Here is an 18,950-nt window from a genome sequence, read left to right as displayed (position 1 = left end):
AAAAGCGGTCGTCATGCAGAGCGCAGCGAAGCATCTCGCGTGATGCAGTAATCCTAGGCGTTAGAATGTACTGCACCACGCGAGATGCTTCGCTGCGCTCTGCATGACAATCGTTTTTCACCCCCTACTCCTCCTCGTCAACCAGCGCGCCTTCGCGAGCGGGGCGGTGCTGGCGGGCGTACTCGGAGGGGGCCATGCCGTAGATTTTCTGGAAGGTCTTGCGGAAGTACTTCACATTCTCCACCCCTACCTCAAACGCGATTTCGGACACGCGCAGGCCGCTGTGGGCCAGCAGCTGGGCGGCGCGCTTCATGCGCACGTCGCGGATAAACTCGACCGTGGTTTGGCCCGTGATGCTTTTGATGCGGCGGTACATCACCGACTGGCTCATGCAGAGCGCCTCGGCCAGCACCACCACGCTGAAGGCGGGGTCGGTGAGGTGGGCTTCCACGGCGCGCATGGCCTGCTCCAGGAAGGTGCGGTCGGCGTCGGGGATGACGAGCTCGGTGGGCTCGAGTAGCAGCTGGCGCTGGTAGTATTCGCGCAGCTGGTGGCGGTTGCGCAGCAGCGTGGCCACTTTGGCTTGCAGCACCAGCGGATTGAAGGGCTTGGGCACGTAGTCGTCGGCGCCCAAGTCGAGGCCGGCTACCTCGTGCAGCGCAGCGGTGCGGGCCGTGAGCAGCAGCACCGGCACGTGGCTGGTTTTGGGGTGCTGCTTGAGGCGCTGGCACAGCTCGAGGCCATCGCTGCGCGGCATCATTACATCGCTGATAACTAGGGCCGGGGCTTGCTCGAGGGCCAGCTGCCAGCCTTCGAGGCCGTCGGCGGCGGCCACTACCTCGTAGTCGGCCGCGAAAAGCTGTTGCAAGTACTGGCGCACCTCGTCGTTGTCTTCCACCACCAGCAGGCGCGGGCGGGTGGCCAGCAGCACCGGCTCGTTGGGCAGGTCGAGGGCCTCGGCGTCGGGCAGCGCGGCCAGTGGCTCGGGCTGTTCGGCGTCGGGCACTAGGTCGCCGGGCTGCAAGTGGGCCTGGCCGAAGGGCAGCCGCAGCCGAAACGTGGTGCCCGACCCTACCTCGCTGGCCACCGCCACGCTGCCCCCGTGCCGCTCGGCAAACTGCTTGACCAGCGACAGCCCGATGCCGGTGCCCGTCATACGCAGCGTGTCGGTGTGCGAGGCTTGGTAATACGGGTCAAAAATGTGCGCCAGCTCGCTGGCCGCGATGCCGGCGCCGGTATCGACTACGCTTATCTCTAGGTAGTTGCCAACCGGCTGGCCGCTCTCAAACACAGCTTCGCCGCCCGGCGTACCCACCACCGTGGCCGCCAGCTCGATGCGCCCGCCCTCGGGCGTGTACTTAAAAGCGTTGGCCAGCAGGTTGGTGAGAATGATTTCGAGCTTGCTGCGGTCGAAGTACAGCCGCACGGCTTCAGCGGGCACGTCGAGCAGGTAGGTGAGGCGGCGCTCGGTGGCCTTTTGCTCAAACGCGGCGAACACCTCCCCCAGGAAGCGCACCACGTTGGCGTAGCTGGCGCGCAGCGGCACGTGGCCGGTTTCCACCTTCCGAAAATCGAGCAACTGGTTGACCAGGTCCAGCAGCTTGCGCGTCTGCTTGTGCATCAGCACCACCTTGTCGCGCAGGTGGTGGATGGGGCCCGCCGAGCCGATTATCTCCTCCATCGGCCCCAGAATGAGGGTGAGCGGCGTGCGCAGCTCGTGGCTCACGTTGGTAAAAAAGCCCAGCTTGAGGTTGGTAAGCTCCTTTTCCTTTTCGGCCTGAAACTGCTCCAGCGCCAGCTTGTTGCGCAGATTTTGCTGGGTCATTTCGGTGCGGCGGTAGAAAGCCACGGCCCCCACCAGCGCCAGGGCGTACCCTAGGTAGGCCCACCAGGTTTTGTACCACGGCGCCAGCACCTCAAACTGCATGGTGGCCGGCCGCGGCGACCACACGCCCTCGCCGTTGTCGGCCTTCACCTCCAGGGTGTAGCGGCCGGGCGGCAGGTTGGCAAAGCTGGCGGTGCGCTGGCCTGGGCCGGGTGCCACCCAGCCCTCCTGGTAGCCCAGCAAACGGTAGGCGTAGTGATTTTTCTGCGGATTGGTATAGTTGAGGGCCACGAACTCGACCGAAAAGTCATTTTCGGCCGCCCGGATGGTCACCGTCTGGGGCCGGCTCAGGGCCCTAGGTAGCACCACTCGGCCGTGGAAAGGCCGGCCCACGCCCACCGGCTGGTTGGCCACGCGCAGGCCCGTGAGCTGCACCACCGGCGGCGTGGGGTTGGCCTGAATAGCCCAGGGCTGGAAGTAATTGATGCCATTAATGCCGCCGAAATACAGCGTGCCATCGGCCCCGCGGGCGGCGGCCCCAATCTTGAAGGCGTTGCTTTGCAGGCCGTCGGCCACGTCGTAGCGCAGGTAGCGGCGGGTGGCCGGCGTGAAGCGGTAGAGGCCCGTGCCCCCTATCCAGAGGTTGCCGGCCTCGTCGGCCAGCAGGCTTTCCACGTCGCTTTCGGGCAGGTAGCGACTGTAGGGCTGCACCACGTCGCGGCCCTGGGCATCGGTGCGGAGCTGGTGCAGCCCGCCCCCGATGGTGCCCACCCACAGGTCGCCGTTCTTGCCCAGCAGCAGCGGCCATACGTAGTTGACGCGCAGGCCGGCGGCCGGACGCCGGGCATCGTAGGCAAACTGTTGCAACACTTGCAGCGAGTCGGCGGTGGGCCGCAGCTTGAGCAGGCCCGCGTTGCGGGTGCTGGCCCACAGCACGTCGCGCCGGGCATCGTAGAGCAGGTAGGTAAAGCGGCTGGTGGGCAGGCCCGCGCGCGGCGCGTCGTAATGGGCCAGCAGCTTGCCCTCGGGGCTGAGGCGAAACAAACCCTGCGAGAACGTGGCCACCCAGAGCGTGCCCTGGCCATCCTGGGCGAGGTGCTCGACACTACTGGCCGCCAGGTCGAAGCCGCCCGGCAGGCGGCGGTAGGTCGTCAGCTGCTCACGCCCGCCGGTGCGGCGCAGGGCCACCAGCCCGTTGTCCCGGGTGCCAAACCAGAGCGTGCCATCGGCAGCGCGGAAGATGGTGGCCACGTCCACGCCCCGCACCGTATCGGACTGCTGGTTGAGGTAGCTGCGGTAAGTGTGGCGCCCTAGGTCGTAGGCCGACACGCCATTGCGCGAGCCCAGCCACAGCGTATTCGTGGCCTCTTCCTTATAGATGGCGTTGATGTAGTTGTTGGCATTCGATAGGGCCGGCTGGCCCGTGAGCTGGTGGCGCAGCTGCCCAAAGGCCCGCTGGCGTAAGTTCACTTTGTTGAGGCCGCCGGCCGAGGCGCACAGCCACACGAGCTGGTCGCGGCCCTCAAAAATCTGGTGCACGCGCTCCGAGTTCAGGCCGTGCACCTCGCCATCGCGGGGCAAAAACAGGGTGGGCCGCGTGGTGCGTAGCGGTGGGGTGGTGCCCGTGACTACGCCCGCCTCCCACACATAGAGGCCATATAGCGTGCCCGCCCACAGCCGCCCATAGGAGTCGAGGTGCAGCGCCTGAATGAGCGGGTAGTGGTGCGGCAGCGCGTGCGCGGCCAGCGCGTGGCCGGTGCGGCGGCTGGCCGCCGGTATCCAGAAAATTTGCCGCTCGGTACCCACCCACAGGTCGCCGCGGCGGTCGAGGGTGAGCGCGCTTACGGCCAGCGTCAGCGAAGTGGCTTCGACGGGCAGCGTGGGCTCGGTGGTGCGCACCACCACCAGGCCCGCGCTGCGGGTGCCCACCCAGGCCTGCCCGTCGGCATCGATGGCCAGGCTCTTGATACCCAGCAGGGCGGGCCGGCCAGCGGCCGTAGGCGGCAATTGGCGCAAAGCCAGGGGCTGGCCCTGGGGCGTGAAACTCAGAATAAAAAGCCCGTCCTGCGCGGTGCCGACCCAGAGGCGGCCCTGAGCGTCGGTGGTCAGGGCCTTCACATCAGCCTGGGCCAGGCGGCCGCCCAGGGCCCGGTAGGCGGCGGGCCAGGCCGCGGCCCCTAGGGGCACGAACGCATCGTGGTTGGCGTCGTAGCGGCTGAGGCCCGAGGTTTCGGCGCCCACCCACAGCTGGCCGTTGGGCGCCGCCAGCAGCGTGGCAATGCGGTTGCCCGACTGCCCGTTGCGCGGGTTGATGGGCAAGTCGTAGGACCGCAGGCCGTAGCCATCGTAGCGGTCGATGCCCCGGTTGGTGCCAATCCAGATGAAGCCGTCGTGGTCCTGGGCCATGCACATGGCGTCGCTGTGCGAGAGGCCCTGGTCCACGGTAAGGTGCTCGAAGCGAAACTCGCCGGGTGGGGTGTCCTGGGCCTGCGCGCGCTGCCCGGCGGCGCTCCACAGGAGCCCCAGCAGCAGCCCAAACCATTGCACCCTACGCAGTCCTTTTAGCATAAATTTCTTCCTCAGCCTTGGCTTCGGCTAAGGAAAGATAACACCTAGGCGCCCGGCGGGCAACCGCCCTAGGGCCGCTCGGCCATCTTGCTTTAGCGCCCAGCGCAGCCAAGCGGCACCTAACCCGTCTATTAGCGCGGAAGGCTCTAGGACGTTGTTTTGAGGTGTAATGAGGGAATTTAGGTTGGTTTTTGCCGAAAAAGCACCCCAGCCCCAGCCAACCTACCGGGTACTTTTGTCACCGTCTTATTCTGCCATCTCCCCTCGCCCACGGCGGCGGGGCATTTCCCACCCGGCTGCCCGGCCCTGCCGCGTCCCGCCACTTCGCTCCTCTATGAGAAAATCTACTTTCTCGCAACTGGCTCTCTTGCTACTGGCCGCCGGCCTGGCCGAGGCCGCCCCGGCTACCCGCCACCCGCAAGCCGCCCGGCCGCCCCGCAAGCGGGCCACTACGGCCACGACTGCCCCTAAGTCCGCACCGGCGCCGCAGCATACGTTTGCCCTAGGCACCAACCAGTTTCTACTCGATGGCAAGCCCCTGCAAATGATATCGGGCGAGCTGCACTACCCCCGCATTCCGCGCGAGGCCTGGCGCAGCCGCCTCAAAATGGCCAAGGCCATGGGCCTGAACACGATAGGCACCTACGTGTTTTGGAACGTGCATGAGCCCCAGCCGGGCAAGTACGACTTCACGGGCAATAACGATGTGGCCGCTTTTGTGAAGATGGCCCAGGAGGAAGGCCTGTGGGTGATTTTGCGCCCCAGCCCCTACGTGTGTGCCGAATGGGAATTTGGCGGCTACCCCTACTGGCTCCAGAACGTGCCCGGCCTGAAAGTGCGCTCGCAGGAGCCCCAATACATCGCGGCCTACACCCGCTACCTGCAAGCCGTGGGCAAGCAGCTGGCCCCGCTGCAAGTCAACCACGGCGGCCCCGTGCTGATGGTGCAGGTTGAGAACGAGTACGGGTCCTACGGCGCCGACAAAGCGTACCTGGCCCAAAACAAGCGTTTGTTTGAGCAAGCCGGCTTTGATGGCCTGCTCTACACCTGCGACCCGGTGAAGGACGTGGCCGCCGGCCACCTACCCGGCCTGCTGCCCGCCGTGAACGGCACCGATAAGCCCAGCCAAATCCGCCAGCTCGTCAATAGCAACCACGACGGCAAAGGCCCCTACTACGTGGCCGAGTGGTACCCGGCGTGGTTCGACTGGTGGGGCACCCCGCACCACACCGTGCCCGCCGCCCGCTACACGCCGGGCCTCGACTCGGTACTGCGCGCCGGCATGAGCATCAACATGTACATGTTCCACGGCGGCACCACCCGCGGCTTCATGAACGGGGCCAACTTCAAGGGCGACACCTCGCACTACGAGCCCCAGGTGAGCAGCTACGACTACGACGCACCTCTCGACGAAGCCGGCAACGCCACGGCCAAGTTCCGGGCCTTCCGCGAGGTCATTGCCAAGTACCGGCCCAAGAACCAGCCCCTACCGCCCGTGCCCGCCGCCAAGCCCAGCGTGGCCCTGCCGGCCGTGCAGCTCACTAAAAGCGTGCCCCTGCTGGGCCAGCTGCCGGCTCCGGTAGCCAGCCAGAAGCCCCTCACTTTCGAGGCGCTCAAGCAGGCCTACGGTTTCGTGCTCTACCGCACCACCGTAACAGGCGGCAGCGCGCAAGTGCTCAAGCTGCGCGACCTGCGCGACTACGCCGTGGTGCTGGTGAACGGCCAGCGCGTGGGTACCCTCGACCGGCGCGAGCGCCAGGACAGCCTGCGCCTGACGCTGCCCGCCGGCAAGGTGCAGCTCGACATTCTGGTGGAGAATATGGGCCGGATTAACTTCGGCGAGTACCTACTCCAGAACACCAAGGGCATCACCAAAAGCGTGACCCTCGGGGGCAAGGAGCTCACCGGCTGGCAGCAGTACGGCCTGCCCTTCGACCAGGCGCCGGCCGTGGCCAAGGCCAGCGCGGCGGCCCCCACCGCCACCAGCGGCCCGGTGCTGCGCACTGGCACCTTCACCGTGGCCACGCCCACCGACACCTACCTCGACCTGCGCCAGTGGGGCAAGGGCAGCGTGTGGGTCAACGGCCACAACCTAGGACGCTACTGGGCCATCGGCCCGCAGCAGACGCTGTACGTGCCGGCCGAGTGGCTCAAAAAAGGCGCCAACGAGATTACCGTACTCGAACTGCTCAAGCCTCAGCAGGCCAGCCTGGCCGGCCTCGACCACCCCATCCTCAGCGAGCTCAAGCCCCTAGGGTCTTTGTAAAAACTGCCAAAAACCGAAGGGCCCAGGGGTACGCTACTGGTCAACCAGCAGCGTACTCCCAGGCCTTTTGGGGTGCAGGCTGGGGCGCGGGGACTACGGCTAGGCGCCGCTGCCGGTTGAAAACCGCTTTAACACACGTTTTTACTTATTCTGCTATTCACAAGCATTTTACCCATTAGCCTGACCTAGGCGCAACTACCAACTGACCGATTTTTGGCCCCTTTTCTGCCGAAAAACGGCCCCCTAGGAGGTCTACTTAGCTGGTAATTTTACATCCTCCCCACGCCCCCCGTTTGCCGCTTGCCCATTGGACCGGCACTGGGCGTGGCCTTGCCCTGATTTCCACTTTTTCCCCACCCAGGCAGGCTTCGGCCGGCCGCAACTCTTCTTGCTGATGCAAGCAAAATCTATACTCCTCTGCGGAGCTTTGCTGCCCCTGGCAGTAGCCGCCGCCCCCACCGCCGCCCTCCCCAGCGAAGGCACCGCCCTAGGTGCCCCGCGCCGGGCCACCGCCGCCGACACGCCCGTGAGCGGTACCGTGCTCGACGAAAAAGGCGCCGGCCTGCCCGGCGTAACGGTGGTGCTGAAAGGCACGACCATCGGCACTACTACTGACGAAAACGGCCGCTTCTCGCTGCGGGTGCCCGAGGGCACGGCCAACCCCACGCTCGTTATTTCTTCCATCGGCTACGTGCGGCAGGAAGTGGCGGCCAGCGGCTCAGCCGTGACCGTAAAGCTAGCCGCGAGCGCCCAAGCCCTCGACGAGGCCGTAGTTATCGGCTTTGGCTCGCAGGAAAAGCGCACCGTGACCAACGCCGTAACTACCGTACAGGGCGCCGAGCTTTCGAAGCTGACGGTGAGCGACGTGGGCTCGGCCCTGCAAGGCAAGGCCGCCGGCGTAACGGTAACCAGCGCCGGCTCGGAGCCGGGCAGCCAGCCCCAAATTCTGGTGCGCGGCATCTCGACCATCAACGGCAACAGCCCGCTCTACGTGGTGGATGGCCTGCCGGTGAATGACATCAACTATCTCAACCCCAAGGATATTGCCACCCTCACGGTGCTGAAAGATGCGGCCTCGGCTGCCATCTACGGCTCGCGGGCGGCCAATGGTGTGGTGCTGATTACGACCAAAGCGGGCTCGATAAGCGCGCCGGTGATTACGGTGGACGTGGCCACGGGTATCTCGAACCCCACGCGCCTCCCCAACATGGCCTCGGCCGGCGAGTACGCCCGCATTATGAATCTGGCGGCCACCAACTCGGGCAACCAGCCCGTGTACGCCAACCCCGACCAGTACACCCAGAGCACCAACTGGTGGGACCAGATTAAGCAGCGCGGCATCACCCAGAACTACTCCCTCGGGCTGTCAGGCGGCTCCGACAAGGTGCAGTACTCGACTGGCCTGAGCTACTTCAAGGAGCGCGGCCTGGTGCGGGGCTCCGACTTCGACCGCCTCGTGCTGCGCGTGAAAAGCCAGTACCAGGCCGCCAAGCACCTCAAGGTGGGTCAGGATTTGAACATCTCGATGACCAACCAGAACTACATCAATAGCGGCACGCTGTTCCGGGATGCGTTCAACGATGACCCCATCACCACGCCCCGCGTGGCCGGTACTTCGGGCAACCCCTACGACTACTACGGCGCCTCGCCGACCGACGTGGGCAACCCGCTGGCGACCGTGGAGCGCAACGATGACAAGCGCAACCAGTACTTTTTGGTGGGCAGCGTGTACGCCAACTACGAGTTTATTCCGGGCCTGATTGCGGAAACCCGCTTCGGCACGAACACAAACTTCTACGAGCGCAACGCCTTTTCGCCCTTCTACACCATCGACGCCAACGAGCGCAACCAGGTGAACCAGGTGACGCGCGAGCACAACCTCAACCTGTACTGGAACAGCACCAACACGCTGACCTACACCAAGTCGCTGGGCGACCACAACTTCACGGCGCTGGCCGCCGCTACGTTCGAGAAGTTCAGCTACCGTAATGAGTACGCCTCGGGCCAGGCCATTCCGAGCAATGCTGTGAGCCTGCGCCAGCTCGACGCGGCCACCGCCAACTACAACGCCACCGGCAACAACAACTCTAACTCCATCGCCTCGCTGATTGGGCGCGTCACCTACGACTACAAGGGGCGCTACCTGCTCTCGGCCAGCGTGCGCCGCGACGGCGCCTCGGTGTTCCCGAGCAACAACCGTTTCGGCACGTTCCCCTCGCTGTCGGCGGGCTGGCTGGTCACGGACGAGGACTTCATGAAGTCGTTTGAGACTCTGAACTTCCTGAAAGTGCGCGCCAGCTGGGGCCGCGTGGGCAACCAGAATATCAGCAGCCTCACCAACGCCGCCTACACCGGCACCTACGGCAAGACCTACTACGTGACCGGCGACGACCGCACGGCGCAAGTGGCCGTGATTCAGAGCAACGTGCCCAACCCCGATGTGAAGTGGGAAACCGTGGAGGACTACGACCTAGGTATTGATTTTGGCTTCTTCAGCAATAAGCTGACGGCTACCTTCGACGTGTTTCGGCGCAACACCACCGACATGCTCATGTTCCAGTCGATTCCGGGCCACGCCGGCTACGGCTACAACAGCCCGGTGACCAACATCGGCAGCATGAAAACCAACGGCCTCGACTTCACGGTGGGCTACGCCGAAAACCGTGGCGCCTTCACCTACGGCCTGAGTGTGAACGCCACCCGCGCCGTCAGCCGCATTGGCACGCTGGCCAACGGCCAGGCGCTGTACTCGGGTAACACGCCCATCTTCGGACGGCCTTCCAAAACGGAGGAAGGCGGCCTGGTGGGCGCGTTCTATGGTTACCAGAACACGGGTATCTTCCAGAACCAGGGCGAGATTGATGCTTATAAGTCGGCTAGCGGCACCACCATCCAGCCTAACGCCCGGCCCGGCGACTTCCGCTTTGAGGACCTCAACGGCGACGGCGTGATTAACGCTGACGACCAGAAATACATCGGCAACCCCACGCCGGCCATGACCTTTGGCGTGAACCTGAACATGGGCTACAAGGGCTTCGACCTGCAAGCTTCGCTGGTGGGCAGCCTCGGCAACGACGTGGTGAACGCTAGCAAGGGCTGGTGGTACTCGGGCAGCTACAACTACAACAAGATTGCCGGCCTCGAAAACACCGCCTGGCACGGCGAAGGCACCTCCAACACGGTGCCCCGCATTACGGCCAACGACAACAACCAGAACCTGACGCGCTTCAACAACTTCTACGTGGAGGATGGCTCATACGCCCGCGTGCGGAACCTGCAGGTCGGCTATACCTTCAACAAGCAGATTTCGAGCGCCATGCACATGGCTAGCCTGCGCCTCTACGTGAGCGGCCAGAACCTGTTTACCTTTACTAAGTACAGCGGTGCGGACCCCGAAATCGGCTACGGCCGCTCGTACACCGACGCCTCGTCAGCCCTGAACCGGGGCATCGACCTAGGCAACTACCCCACCAACCGCACCTACCTGGTGGGTGCTAACATTGCCTTCTAATTCCTTCCCACCCGCCACTGTCATGAAAAACTACCCCCGCATTTTTACCCTGGCGCTGGGCCTGAGCTTGAGCCTAGGCGCGCAGTCGTGCTCTAATTTTCTGGATATCTCGCCCCAGGGCCAGCAAACCACCGACAACTACTACACCACTGCCGACGAGTGCAAGGCCGCCGTGATGGGCTGCTATGCCCTGGCCGACCAGGACGGCTGGTGGAAAATCGACCGCACCCGCATGTTCGGCGACGCCGGCTCGGACGATGCCTGGAAGGGCAACGCCATTGCCGGCGACCAGCGCGAGTTCGGCGATTTCGCCCGCTTCTTCTGGCTGCCTAATAACGAGTGGTTTGACAACCGCTACACCCACATTTACCAGTCGATTGGCAACTGCAACGCCGCGCTGGTGGGCATCGCCAAGGCGCCCATCGACCCCACCTTGCAGCAGCAGCTCATCGGGGAGGTGAAGTTCTTGCGGGCCTACAACTACTTCGAGCTGGTGAAGGGCTACGGCGGCGTGCCGCTGGTGCTCACGCCGGTGTCGCCGAGCGAGGCCATCGCCATCAAGCGCGCCACGGCGGCCGAGGTCTACACGCAGGTTATTAAGGACCTGCAGGAAGCCGCCGCCGCGCTGCCCGAGCGCAACGCTCGCACCAGCGCCGACAAAGGCCGCGCGACCAAGGGCTCGGCCAATGCCTACCTGGCTAAGGCCTATCTGTTTACGGAGCAGTGGGCCCTGGCCCAAACGGCCGCCGAAACGGTTATCAACTCGAACCAGTACAGCCTGGGCGACTTCAACAACGTGTGGAGCGTGAGCAACCCCAACGGCGTGGAGTCGATTTTTGAGCTCAACTACAACGCCAACCAGACCTTCGGCCTCGGCACCGCCCTCACAACGGTAATGCGCAGCCGCGCCGACGGCGGCTGGGGCTTCAACACGCCCAGCAGCAACCTAGAGCGCGCCTTCGGCACCGACCCGCGCCGCCAGTGGACCATCATCAAGCAGGGCGACAACGTGGGGGCCAAAACGGCCAGCTTCGACTACTCGAGCTACGACACCAAGCCCGCCGAAAACGAGTCGGGCCGCATCAGCCGCAAGATGTTCCTGGCCCTGGCCGACCGCCCGGCCAACGAGCTCGACCACTCGCCGCTCAACCGCATCGAGCTGCGCTACGCCGACCTGCTGCTGATGCACGCCGAGGCATCAAACAAGCTGGGTCAGGATGGCAAAGCTCTGACTTCCTTAAACCTAGTGCGGGCCCGCGCTAACCGCCTGAGCCCCGGCACAGTGTTGCCCCGCACCTCGTCGGGCGCGCAACTACTGAGCGACATCTGGCTGGAGCGCCGCCTCGAGCTGGCCATGGAAGGCCACCGCTACTACGACCTAGTGCGCCAGAAGCGCCTGGTGTCCGTAATGCAGGCCTTCAACGCCTCGCAGCTCACCAGCACCGACGCCTACGATAAGGGCAAGGTGAAAGACCAAATTTCGGACAAGAACAACCTGTTCCCGATTCCGACCACCCAGATTCAGCTCTCGGGCGGCAACGTAACCCAGAACCCTGGTTACTAGCCCCATGTACCGTGGACCCTGCGGGTCCGCGCGTGGTTCGTCGTCTTACCAGTTGGCTACTCCCGCGCGGACTCACAGAGTCCACGGTACTTTCTGACCGCCCTCTTTTGATAGTCCGGCTGCCCACCTTACACCGGAGGGGCAGCCGGACTACCTTTTTCCTAGCCTTTCTCTATGCCTTTTTCCTTGAAGCTAAGCGCAGTAGCCCCGCTGGCCGCCGTGCTACTAGCCACTGCTGGCCCCACCCGCGCCCAGGCCCCGGCCGTCACGACGGTGCGCATTGACGCTACCAAACCGCACCAAACCATTGCCAACTTCGCCGCTTCCGATGCCTGGGCCGGGCAGTTTGTGGGCAACTGGCCCGCTGCTAAGAAGGAAGCCATTGCCGACTTATTATTCAGCCAGGACAAAGGCATCGGCCTTTCGATGTGGCGCTTCAACATTGGGGCGGGCAGCGCCGAGCAGGGCGAGGCCAGCGGCATCAAGGACGAATGGCGCCGCGCCGAGTCATTTCTGACGCCCACGGGCAGCTACGACTTCACGCGGCAGGCCGGGCAGCTATGGTTTATGAAAGCGGCCCAGCAGCGCGGCGTCAAGCAGTTCCTAGGCTTCCTGAACAGCCCGCCCGTGTCGCTCACCGCCACCGGCAAGGCCTACGCCAAAGCAGGCGAAACCAACCTGCCCTCCGCCAACTACGCCGCCCTAGGTACCTACTGCGCCACCGTAGTAAAGGGTGTGCAGCAGGCCACCGGCATCACCTTCGACTACCTCAGCCCCATCAACGAGCCCCAATGGGACTGGAGCGACGGCGGCCAGGAAGGCAGCCCCTTTCGCAACCCCGAAATAGCCGGCGTGGCCCAGGCCACCAGCGCTGCCCTGGCTGCCCAGCGCCTGCCCACCAAGGTGCTGGTGACGGAAGCCGGTAAGCTCGACTACCTCTTCACCGCCGCCGACAAGCCCGGCCGGGGCGACCAGCTGGCCGCCTTTTTTGGCGATAAAGCCGCGCCGACCTACCTGGGCGGCACGCCGCAGGTGGCGCCCATCATCGCCGGGCACAGCTACTTCACTACCTCGCCCGCTGCCACGGCCATCGCCACCCGCCGGCAGCTGGCGGCCCGCGTGGCGGCGCTGAAAGGCATCAGCTACTGGCAGAGCGAGTACTGCATCCTGGGCGATAACGCGGGCGAAATCAACGGTGGGCCGCGCGACCTAGGCATGAAACCAGCCTTGTACCTGGCCAAAGTCGTGCACTACGACCTGGCCGTGGGCAACGCCGCCGCCTGGCAGTGGTGGCTGGCCATCTCGCCCTACGACTACAAGGACGGCCTCATCTACATCGACAAAAGCAAGACCGATGGCGTCTACCACCCCAGCAAAATGCTGTGGGCCCTAGGCAACTACAGCCGCTACCTGCTCCCCGGCGCCATCCGCCTCGACGCCCAGCTCGCCGACTCGGCCCGCGCCGGCCAGCCGCTGGTATCGGCCTATAAAAGCCCCACTGGCAAGCAATTGATAACCGTCGTGGTCAATGACTACGACACCCCGGCCACCGTGCAACTGGTGCTGAGCGGCGGGCAGCTAGGCGCGGGCAAGGCCTACGTCACCTCCACCACGGCCGACTTGCAGCCGGCTGCCGCCGTACCGGCCGGCCAGCCGCTGCGCGTGGTCCCGCGCTCCGTGACGACGCTAGTGAGCGAGCTGCGCTGATGGCCCTCCCCTCTTTTTTTAGCCTCACCTTCTTTTCTCACCCCATGCGCACCAAGCACCCTTTTTGGTGGCTACTAGCGAGCGGACTCCTGCTGAGCGGCCTGACCGCGCGGGCGCAGCAGCCCAACCCGCCCACCCTTCGCCACAACGTGCCGCTGGATTCCATTCGGCTCAGTGACCCGTTCATCCTGGCTGACCAGCGCACCCACACTTACTACATGACCGGCACCGGCGGGCTACTGTGGCAGAGCAAAGACCTGAAAAGCTGGGAGGGCCCGCGCCAGGTAGCCCAGCCCGACCCCGCCTCCTGGATGGGGCCGAACCCCATGATTTGGGCGGCCGAAATTCACCCTTACAAGGGCAAGTATTACTACTTCGCCACCTTCACCAATAGCGCCCTCAAGATTGAGGCAGAGAAAGGCGGCACGCTGGAGCGCCGCGCCAGCCACGTGCTGGTGAGCGACCAGCCCGCCGGCCCCTACCGCCCCATGCGCGACGAAACGTACCTGCCGGCCAACAAATCGACGCTCGACGGCAGCTTCTGGGTCGATAAAGACCAGAAGCCCTACCTACTTTACTGCCACGAGTGGGTGCAAAACCAGGATGGCACCGTCGAGAAAATCGAGCTGAAACCCGACCTGAGCGGCACCCTAGGTACCGGCCAGGTCTTGTTTCGGGCCAGCGACTCGCCCTGGAGCCGCGAAAACCCGCGCACCGGCCCGCCGCGTCCCAACAAAGTAACCGACGGCCCCTGGGTTTTTCGCACCAAAACCGGCCACCTAGGAATGCTCTGGACCAGCTGGGTCTACGACGTGTACACCCAGGGCGTGGCTTACTCGGCCAGCGGCACGCTGGCCGGCCCCTGGCGCCAGGAGCCGAACCCCATCACGCCGCCCAATTATGGGCACGGCATGCTGTTTCGCACCTTCGAGGGCAAGCAGCTAATGGTGCTGCACAGCCACCAGGACATCAAGGGCAGATACCACCGCGTGCCGCACTTGTTTGAGGTTGACTTGTCGGGCGACAAGCTCGTGCTGGGCCAGGCATATCACCCATAAACCGTTTGTCCTTGCGAGCGCAGCGAAGCAATCGCACCAGCGCGGAACCCGAACAGCTCGTTCTGATGCGATTGCTTCGCTGCGCTCGCAGGGACAAACGGTTTTTAGTGATTAAGAATATCGACTGTCAAAATCTTATTTGCCATCTGTCCTTTTCCCACCCATAATGAACAGCAAGATTCTTCTCCTATTGGTCCTGAGCGGGCTACTAATTACCCGGCCGGCCCTGGCCCAGCGCCAGCAGCTGCTTTTCAATACCGACTGGAAATTCCACCTAGGCGATGCGCCGGGCAGCGAGCAGCCTAAGGCCGCCGACCAGGACTGGCGCGCCCTCACCCTGCCCCACGACTGGGCCATCGAGGGGCCGTACAGCGAGCAGTGGGCCAGCGCCACCGCCTTTTTACCGGGTGGCGTGGGCTGGTACCGCAAGACGTTCGCGGTGCCCGCCAGCTTTCGCAATAAGCAGGTGTTCATCTACTTCGATGGGGTGTACAAGAACAGCGAGGTGTGGCTCAATGGCCACTCGCTGGGCAAGCGCCCCAGCGGCTTCGCCTCCTTCCAGTACGAGCTGACGCCCTACCTAAAGGCCACCGGCCCCAACGTGCTGGCCGTGCGCGCCGACCACCACGAGGTGGCCGATTCGCGCTGGTACACTGGCTCGGGCATCTACCGCAACGTGTACTTGCTGGCCACCGCGCCGGTGCACATCCGGCCCTGGGGCGTGGCCTTCACCACGCCCACCGTGAGCGCCAGCGCCGCCACCGGCCGGGTAGCGGTAAGCTTCACGAATACCTCGGCCAAGGCCACAACCGTGGTAGTTACCAGCACCTTGCTCGATGCCAAGGGCCAAATTGTGGCTACGGCCAAACAAACCGTTTCGGCCAAACCCAAGGCTGATGCCACGGCTACCCTCACCCTGCCCATCAAGCAGCCCGCGCTGTGGTCCGTGGACCACCCTAACCTCTACCGCCTGCGCACCACCCTAGCCGTGGCCGGCCAGCCCACCGACGAAGTGAGCGAGGAAGTGGGCGTGCGCACCATCCGCTTCGATGCCAACCAGGGCTTTTTCCTGAACGGCGAGAACCTGAAGCTCAAGGGCCTGTGCATCCACGACGACGCTGGCGCGCTCGGCGTGGCCGTGCCGCCCGAGGTGTGGGAACGCCGCCTCAAATTGCTCAAGGCGGGTGGCTGCAACTCACTGCGCATGAGCCACAACCCGCACGCCGACTACCTCTACCAGCTCTGCGACCGCCTAGGCTTCCTGGTCATGGACGAGGCCTTCGACGAATGGGAGCACGGCAAAAACAAGTGGGTGGCCGGCTGGAACGTGGGCACGCCCGCCCAGTTTGGCAGCCACGAGTACTTCAAAGAGTGGGGCGAGCGCGACCTGCGCGACATGGTGTTGCGCAACCGCAACCGCCCAAGCATCATCATGTGGAGCATTGGGAATGAGATAGATTACCCCAACGACCCCTACTCGCACGAGGTGCTGAACACCGGCCGCAACCCCCAGATTTACGGCAAGGGCTACCTGCCCACCCACCCACCCGCCGCCGAAATGGGCCCGATTGCCGAGCGTCTGGTAACCGTGGCCAAGCTGGCCGATAGCTCGCGGCCCATCACGGCGGCGCTGGCCGGCGTGGTGATGTCTAACTTCACCGACTACCCCGCCGCGCTCGACCTAGTGGGCTACAACTACCAGGAATTTCGCTACGCCGAGGACCACGCCAAATACCCCAACCGCATCATTTACGGCAGCGAAAACGGCATGGCCCGCGACGCCTGGGCCGCCGTCGATAGCAACGCCTACGTCTCGGCCCAGTACCTCTGGACCGGCATCGACTACCTAGGCGAGGCTGGCAAGTGGCCCCAGCGCGCCAACGGCGCGGGCCTGCTCGACATGGCCGGCTTTCCCAAGCCCGAATACTACCTGCGCCAGAGCCTCTGGACCACCGCGCCTATGCTCTACCTAGTGACCGCCGAAGCACCCGCCGCCGGGGCCACCGGCCGTCGCCCCCGCGGCACCGCCACCTGGAACTGGCCTGCCGCCACCCAAGTCCGCGTGAGCGCCTACACTACCAACGAGACAACCGAGCTATTCCTCAACGGGCAGTCCCTAGGTAAGAAAACCGGCCACCAGCCCACCTGGGACGTGCCCTACGCCGCTGGCGAGCTATCGGCCAAAGGCTACCGCAACGACAAAGTAGTGAGCGAGCAAAAGCTACAAACCGCCGGCGCCCCCGCCGCCATCCAACTCACGCCCGACCGCCGCACTCTGCCCGCCAAAACCCGCGGCCTGGCCCAGCTCGAAGTCACCATTGTGGACGAGGCCGGCCGCCCCGTACTCACGGCCACCGATGAAATCACGGTGGCCCTCACCGGCCCCGCCCGCCTGCTGGGTATCGAAAACGGCGACTTAGCTAACCACGACGCACCCACGACGCCTCGCCACCGCGCCCACCTAGGGCGGCTGCTAGTATATGTGCAAGCCACTGGCGCCGGGCCCATCGGCGTGACGCTGACCGCGCCGGGGCTGCGCCCGACCAAGACCGAGCTGCGAGCGGAGTAACCAGCAAGTAGCTTGAACTTTGTAGTCCAAACGCTCGCGCAGCGAGCATCTGCGTTCAAGCCGTTCTGACGTGGATGCTCGCTACGCGAGCACTCGGACTACAAAGTCCAAGCTACTTCTACCTTTATCATCCATGCACGAGTTCCTAATCCGGGAAGCCTCGGTGGCCGACGCCCCCGCGCTGGCCGACTTAGCCAACCAATACACCTACCAAAACCTGGATGAAACCGCCCGGCAGGGCGGCTTTCTCACGGGCTCGTTTGCGGCGCCAGCCCTGGGAGCCATGCTGGCCTCGGTGCCGGGCCAGGTGGCGTACTATCAGGAAGAGCTAGCCGGGTTTGTTATCAATTCCAAGCTGCCAACTGAGCGCTATCCCCCTTTTATTCAGGCCATCAGCGCGCTGCTGCCTAGTCTACTGTACCAGCAGCGCCCACTCACCGACTACCGGTGGTTTTACTACGGCCCGGTGCTGGTGCGGCAAGAGTACCGGGGCCAGGGCCTGTTGCAGCAGCTGTTCGCGGCTACTAAGCAGCGCTTGGCTGGCCGATTTGACCTAGGCGTGGCCTTCATCGCCGCCGAAAACGCGGCCTCCCGGTGGGTGCACGTCCAGAAGCTTGGATTGGAGCCAGTGGGAGAGCTTAATTTCCAAGGCCAAGCCTATGATATTCTAATGTTTCCGGTGACGTAGCGGCAGCGCTGCGTCACTAGGTTGCTGCCACCTGCAGAAAGCCCCAAATTGTTGCGCTTATCCTTACCCCAGTTTAGTTCGCAGCCAGCGGCGCACTGGCTCATCGTACCATTTCAAACTGGCATACGCTAGCGCAACGGCCCCTAGCAGAATCAGCAACGCGTAGGGCCAGGCTTGCCCGAGGGTCACGCCTTTGTGGTTGCTAATCCAGGCGACGTAAAAATAAACCAGCGGATAATGTACCAAGTACAGCGGATAGGAGATATCTCCCAAGAACTTGCACAGCTTCCCTTCTGCCTGGGTATGAAGCACCCCGCTGGCACCCACGTACACTACGAGTGGAAAAACCAGGATGATGCAGACGGCTTCATAGATTCCATTCAGCCATACCTGGTTTGCGCCGCCGAGGCGCGGCATATATAAAACCAGGGCTAGCACGAGGCTGCACCATAAAAAGGCGTGCTTGATACGGGTAGGTTTCGCTACTCGCGACAGCAACAGCCCAGCAAAGAAGGGGTACATCGTCCGCGTCAGCCCCACGCGGACCTGTTCCGCGTTGAGGGTCCACCCCCCGCTGACATCGCCGGCCGGGCTGGTAATGGCCAAGTGCGCGAGCGCGAGCGCCGCGATTAACACCAACAGAGCCAGCGCGGTATTGGAGAGTTTGCGCAGGCCGAGGGCGTAGAGGATATTGGCCAGGTATTCAAAGAACAAGGACCAGCCGACGCTATTGAGCGGGTGCATTTCTTGCCAGCCCCGGATATCCAGCGATAAGGGCACCGGCAAAACCGTATAGCCAATGAACAGCACCAGCAGCAGCTTCCACAGCGGAACGGTATGGATGAGCGGCCAGATAGTGGAATCGGTGAAATAGAACCCGATGGCCCCCAGGGTCATCCCCAGCACCACCAGCGGCTGTAGCCGTTCGAAGCGGCGCTTCAAGAACGTGCCGACGGTCATGGTCGGCCAGCGGTCGTCATACGCGTAGCTGACTACAAAGCCGGACAAGAGAAAGAAGAAGTCAACGGCCAGATAGCCATGGTTGACCAAGATATCCAGGTGCCCAGTGCCTAGGGGCTCGCTCAGGTGAAAAGTGACCACGATAAGCGCTGCGACCCCGCGTAAGCCATCCAAGATGGGGTAATGCGGCTTGGCGGAGAGGCTAGCAGTAGTCACTAGTTCTTGAATAAGAAA

Annotated in this window: 9 protein-coding genes; 7 read left to right on the top strand and 2 right to left on the bottom strand. The window is 64.0% G+C overall.

What is annotated here, in order from left to right; genetic code table 11:
* Positions 1-124 precede the first annotated feature (124 nt).
* A complete protein-coding gene (locus tag ACFSDX_RS09820; RefSeq protein WP_382313186.1) occupies positions 125-4,393 on the bottom strand; it encodes a hybrid sensor histidine kinase/response regulator transcription factor in 4,269 nt (1,422 codons plus the stop codon).
* Between the two features lie 334 nt (positions 4,394-4,727).
* Between ACFSDX_RS09820 and ACFSDX_RS09815 the strand changes: the two genes are divergently transcribed.
* The 7 genes from ACFSDX_RS09815 to ACFSDX_RS09785 all read left to right on the top strand — a co-directional run bounded on the left by ACFSDX_RS09815 (position 4,728) and on the right by ACFSDX_RS09785 (position 17,756).
* Complete coding sequence (locus ACFSDX_RS09815; protein WP_382313184.1) at positions 4,728-6,659, top strand: glycoside hydrolase family 35 protein; 1,932 nt, start codon at positions 4,728-4,730, stop codon at positions 6,657-6,659.
* A 394-nt stretch (positions 6,660-7,053) separates the two neighbouring features.
* Entirely contained in the window at positions 7,054-10,170 is a 3,117-nt protein-coding gene (locus ACFSDX_RS09810; RefSeq protein WP_382313183.1) for a SusC/RagA family TonB-linked outer membrane protein, read from the top strand.
* Between the two features lie 22 nt (positions 10,171-10,192).
* Positions 10,193-11,734, top strand: a complete 1,542-nt coding sequence (locus ACFSDX_RS09805) for a RagB/SusD family nutrient uptake outer membrane protein (RefSeq protein WP_382313181.1) — start codon at positions 10,193-10,195, stop codon at positions 11,732-11,734.
* Positions 11,735-11,908: 174 nt separating this feature from the next.
* Entirely contained in the window at positions 11,909-13,441 is a 1,533-nt protein-coding gene (locus ACFSDX_RS09800; RefSeq protein WP_382313180.1) for a glycoside hydrolase, read from the top strand.
* Positions 13,442-13,485: 44 nt separating this feature from the next.
* Positions 13,486-14,499: a glycoside hydrolase family 43 protein gene (locus tag ACFSDX_RS09795; RefSeq protein WP_382313178.1), complete on the top strand. Its 1,014-nt coding sequence runs from the start codon at positions 13,486-13,488 to the stop codon at positions 14,497-14,499.
* Positions 14,500-14,665: 166 nt separating this feature from the next.
* A complete protein-coding gene (locus ACFSDX_RS09790) occupies positions 14,666-17,068 on the top strand; it encodes a glycoside hydrolase family 2 TIM barrel-domain containing protein (protein WP_382313176.1) in 2,403 nt (800 codons plus the stop codon).
* 133 nt (positions 17,069-17,201) lie between these two features.
* Entirely contained in the window at positions 17,202-17,756 is a 555-nt protein-coding gene (locus ACFSDX_RS09785) for a GNAT family N-acetyltransferase (protein WP_382313175.1), read from the top strand.
* Between the two features lie 63 nt (positions 17,757-17,819).
* Here ACFSDX_RS09785 and ACFSDX_RS09780 read toward each other — a convergent pair whose 3' ends face one another.
* Positions 17,820-18,932, bottom strand: a complete 1,113-nt coding sequence (locus tag ACFSDX_RS09780; protein WP_382313174.1) for an acyltransferase family protein — start codon at positions 18,930-18,932, stop codon at positions 17,820-17,822.
* Between the last annotated feature and the right edge of the window lie 18 nt (positions 18,933-18,950).

This window comes from Hymenobacter bucti, from assembly GCF_042681145.1.
In the GTDB taxonomy this organism is placed as follows: domain Bacteria; phylum Bacteroidota; class Bacteroidia; order Cytophagales; family Hymenobacteraceae; genus Hymenobacter; species Hymenobacter bucti.
The sequence above is the reverse complement of the archived record's forward strand: the minus strand, read 5'-3'. Positions and strand labels throughout refer to the sequence as shown.

Excerpts from the sequence above, each read along its gene's own strand:
- ACFSDX_RS09820 (WP_382313186.1), bottom strand. The coding sequence starts at position 4,393 with ATGCTAAAAGGACTGCGTAGGGTGCAATGGTTTGGGCTGCTGCTGGGG.
- ACFSDX_RS09815 (WP_382313184.1), top strand. The coding sequence starts at position 4,728 with ATGAGAAAATCTACTTTCTCGCAACTGGCTCTCTTGCTACTGGCCGCC.
- ACFSDX_RS09810 (WP_382313183.1), top strand. The coding sequence starts at position 7,054 with ATGCAAGCAAAATCTATACTCCTCTGCGGAGCTTTGCTGCCCCTGGCA.
- ACFSDX_RS09805 (WP_382313181.1), top strand. The coding sequence starts at position 10,193 with ATGAAAAACTACCCCCGCATTTTTACCCTGGCGCTGGGCCTGAGCTTG.
- ACFSDX_RS09800 (WP_382313180.1), top strand. The coding sequence starts at position 11,909 with ATGCCTTTTTCCTTGAAGCTAAGCGCAGTAGCCCCGCTGGCCGCCGTG.
- ACFSDX_RS09795 (WP_382313178.1), top strand. The coding sequence starts at position 13,486 with ATGCGCACCAAGCACCCTTTTTGGTGGCTACTAGCGAGCGGACTCCTG.
- ACFSDX_RS09790 (WP_382313176.1), top strand. The coding sequence starts at position 14,666 with ATGAACAGCAAGATTCTTCTCCTATTGGTCCTGAGCGGGCTACTAATT.
- ACFSDX_RS09785 (WP_382313175.1), top strand. The coding sequence starts at position 17,202 with ATGCACGAGTTCCTAATCCGGGAAGCCTCGGTGGCCGACGCCCCCGCG.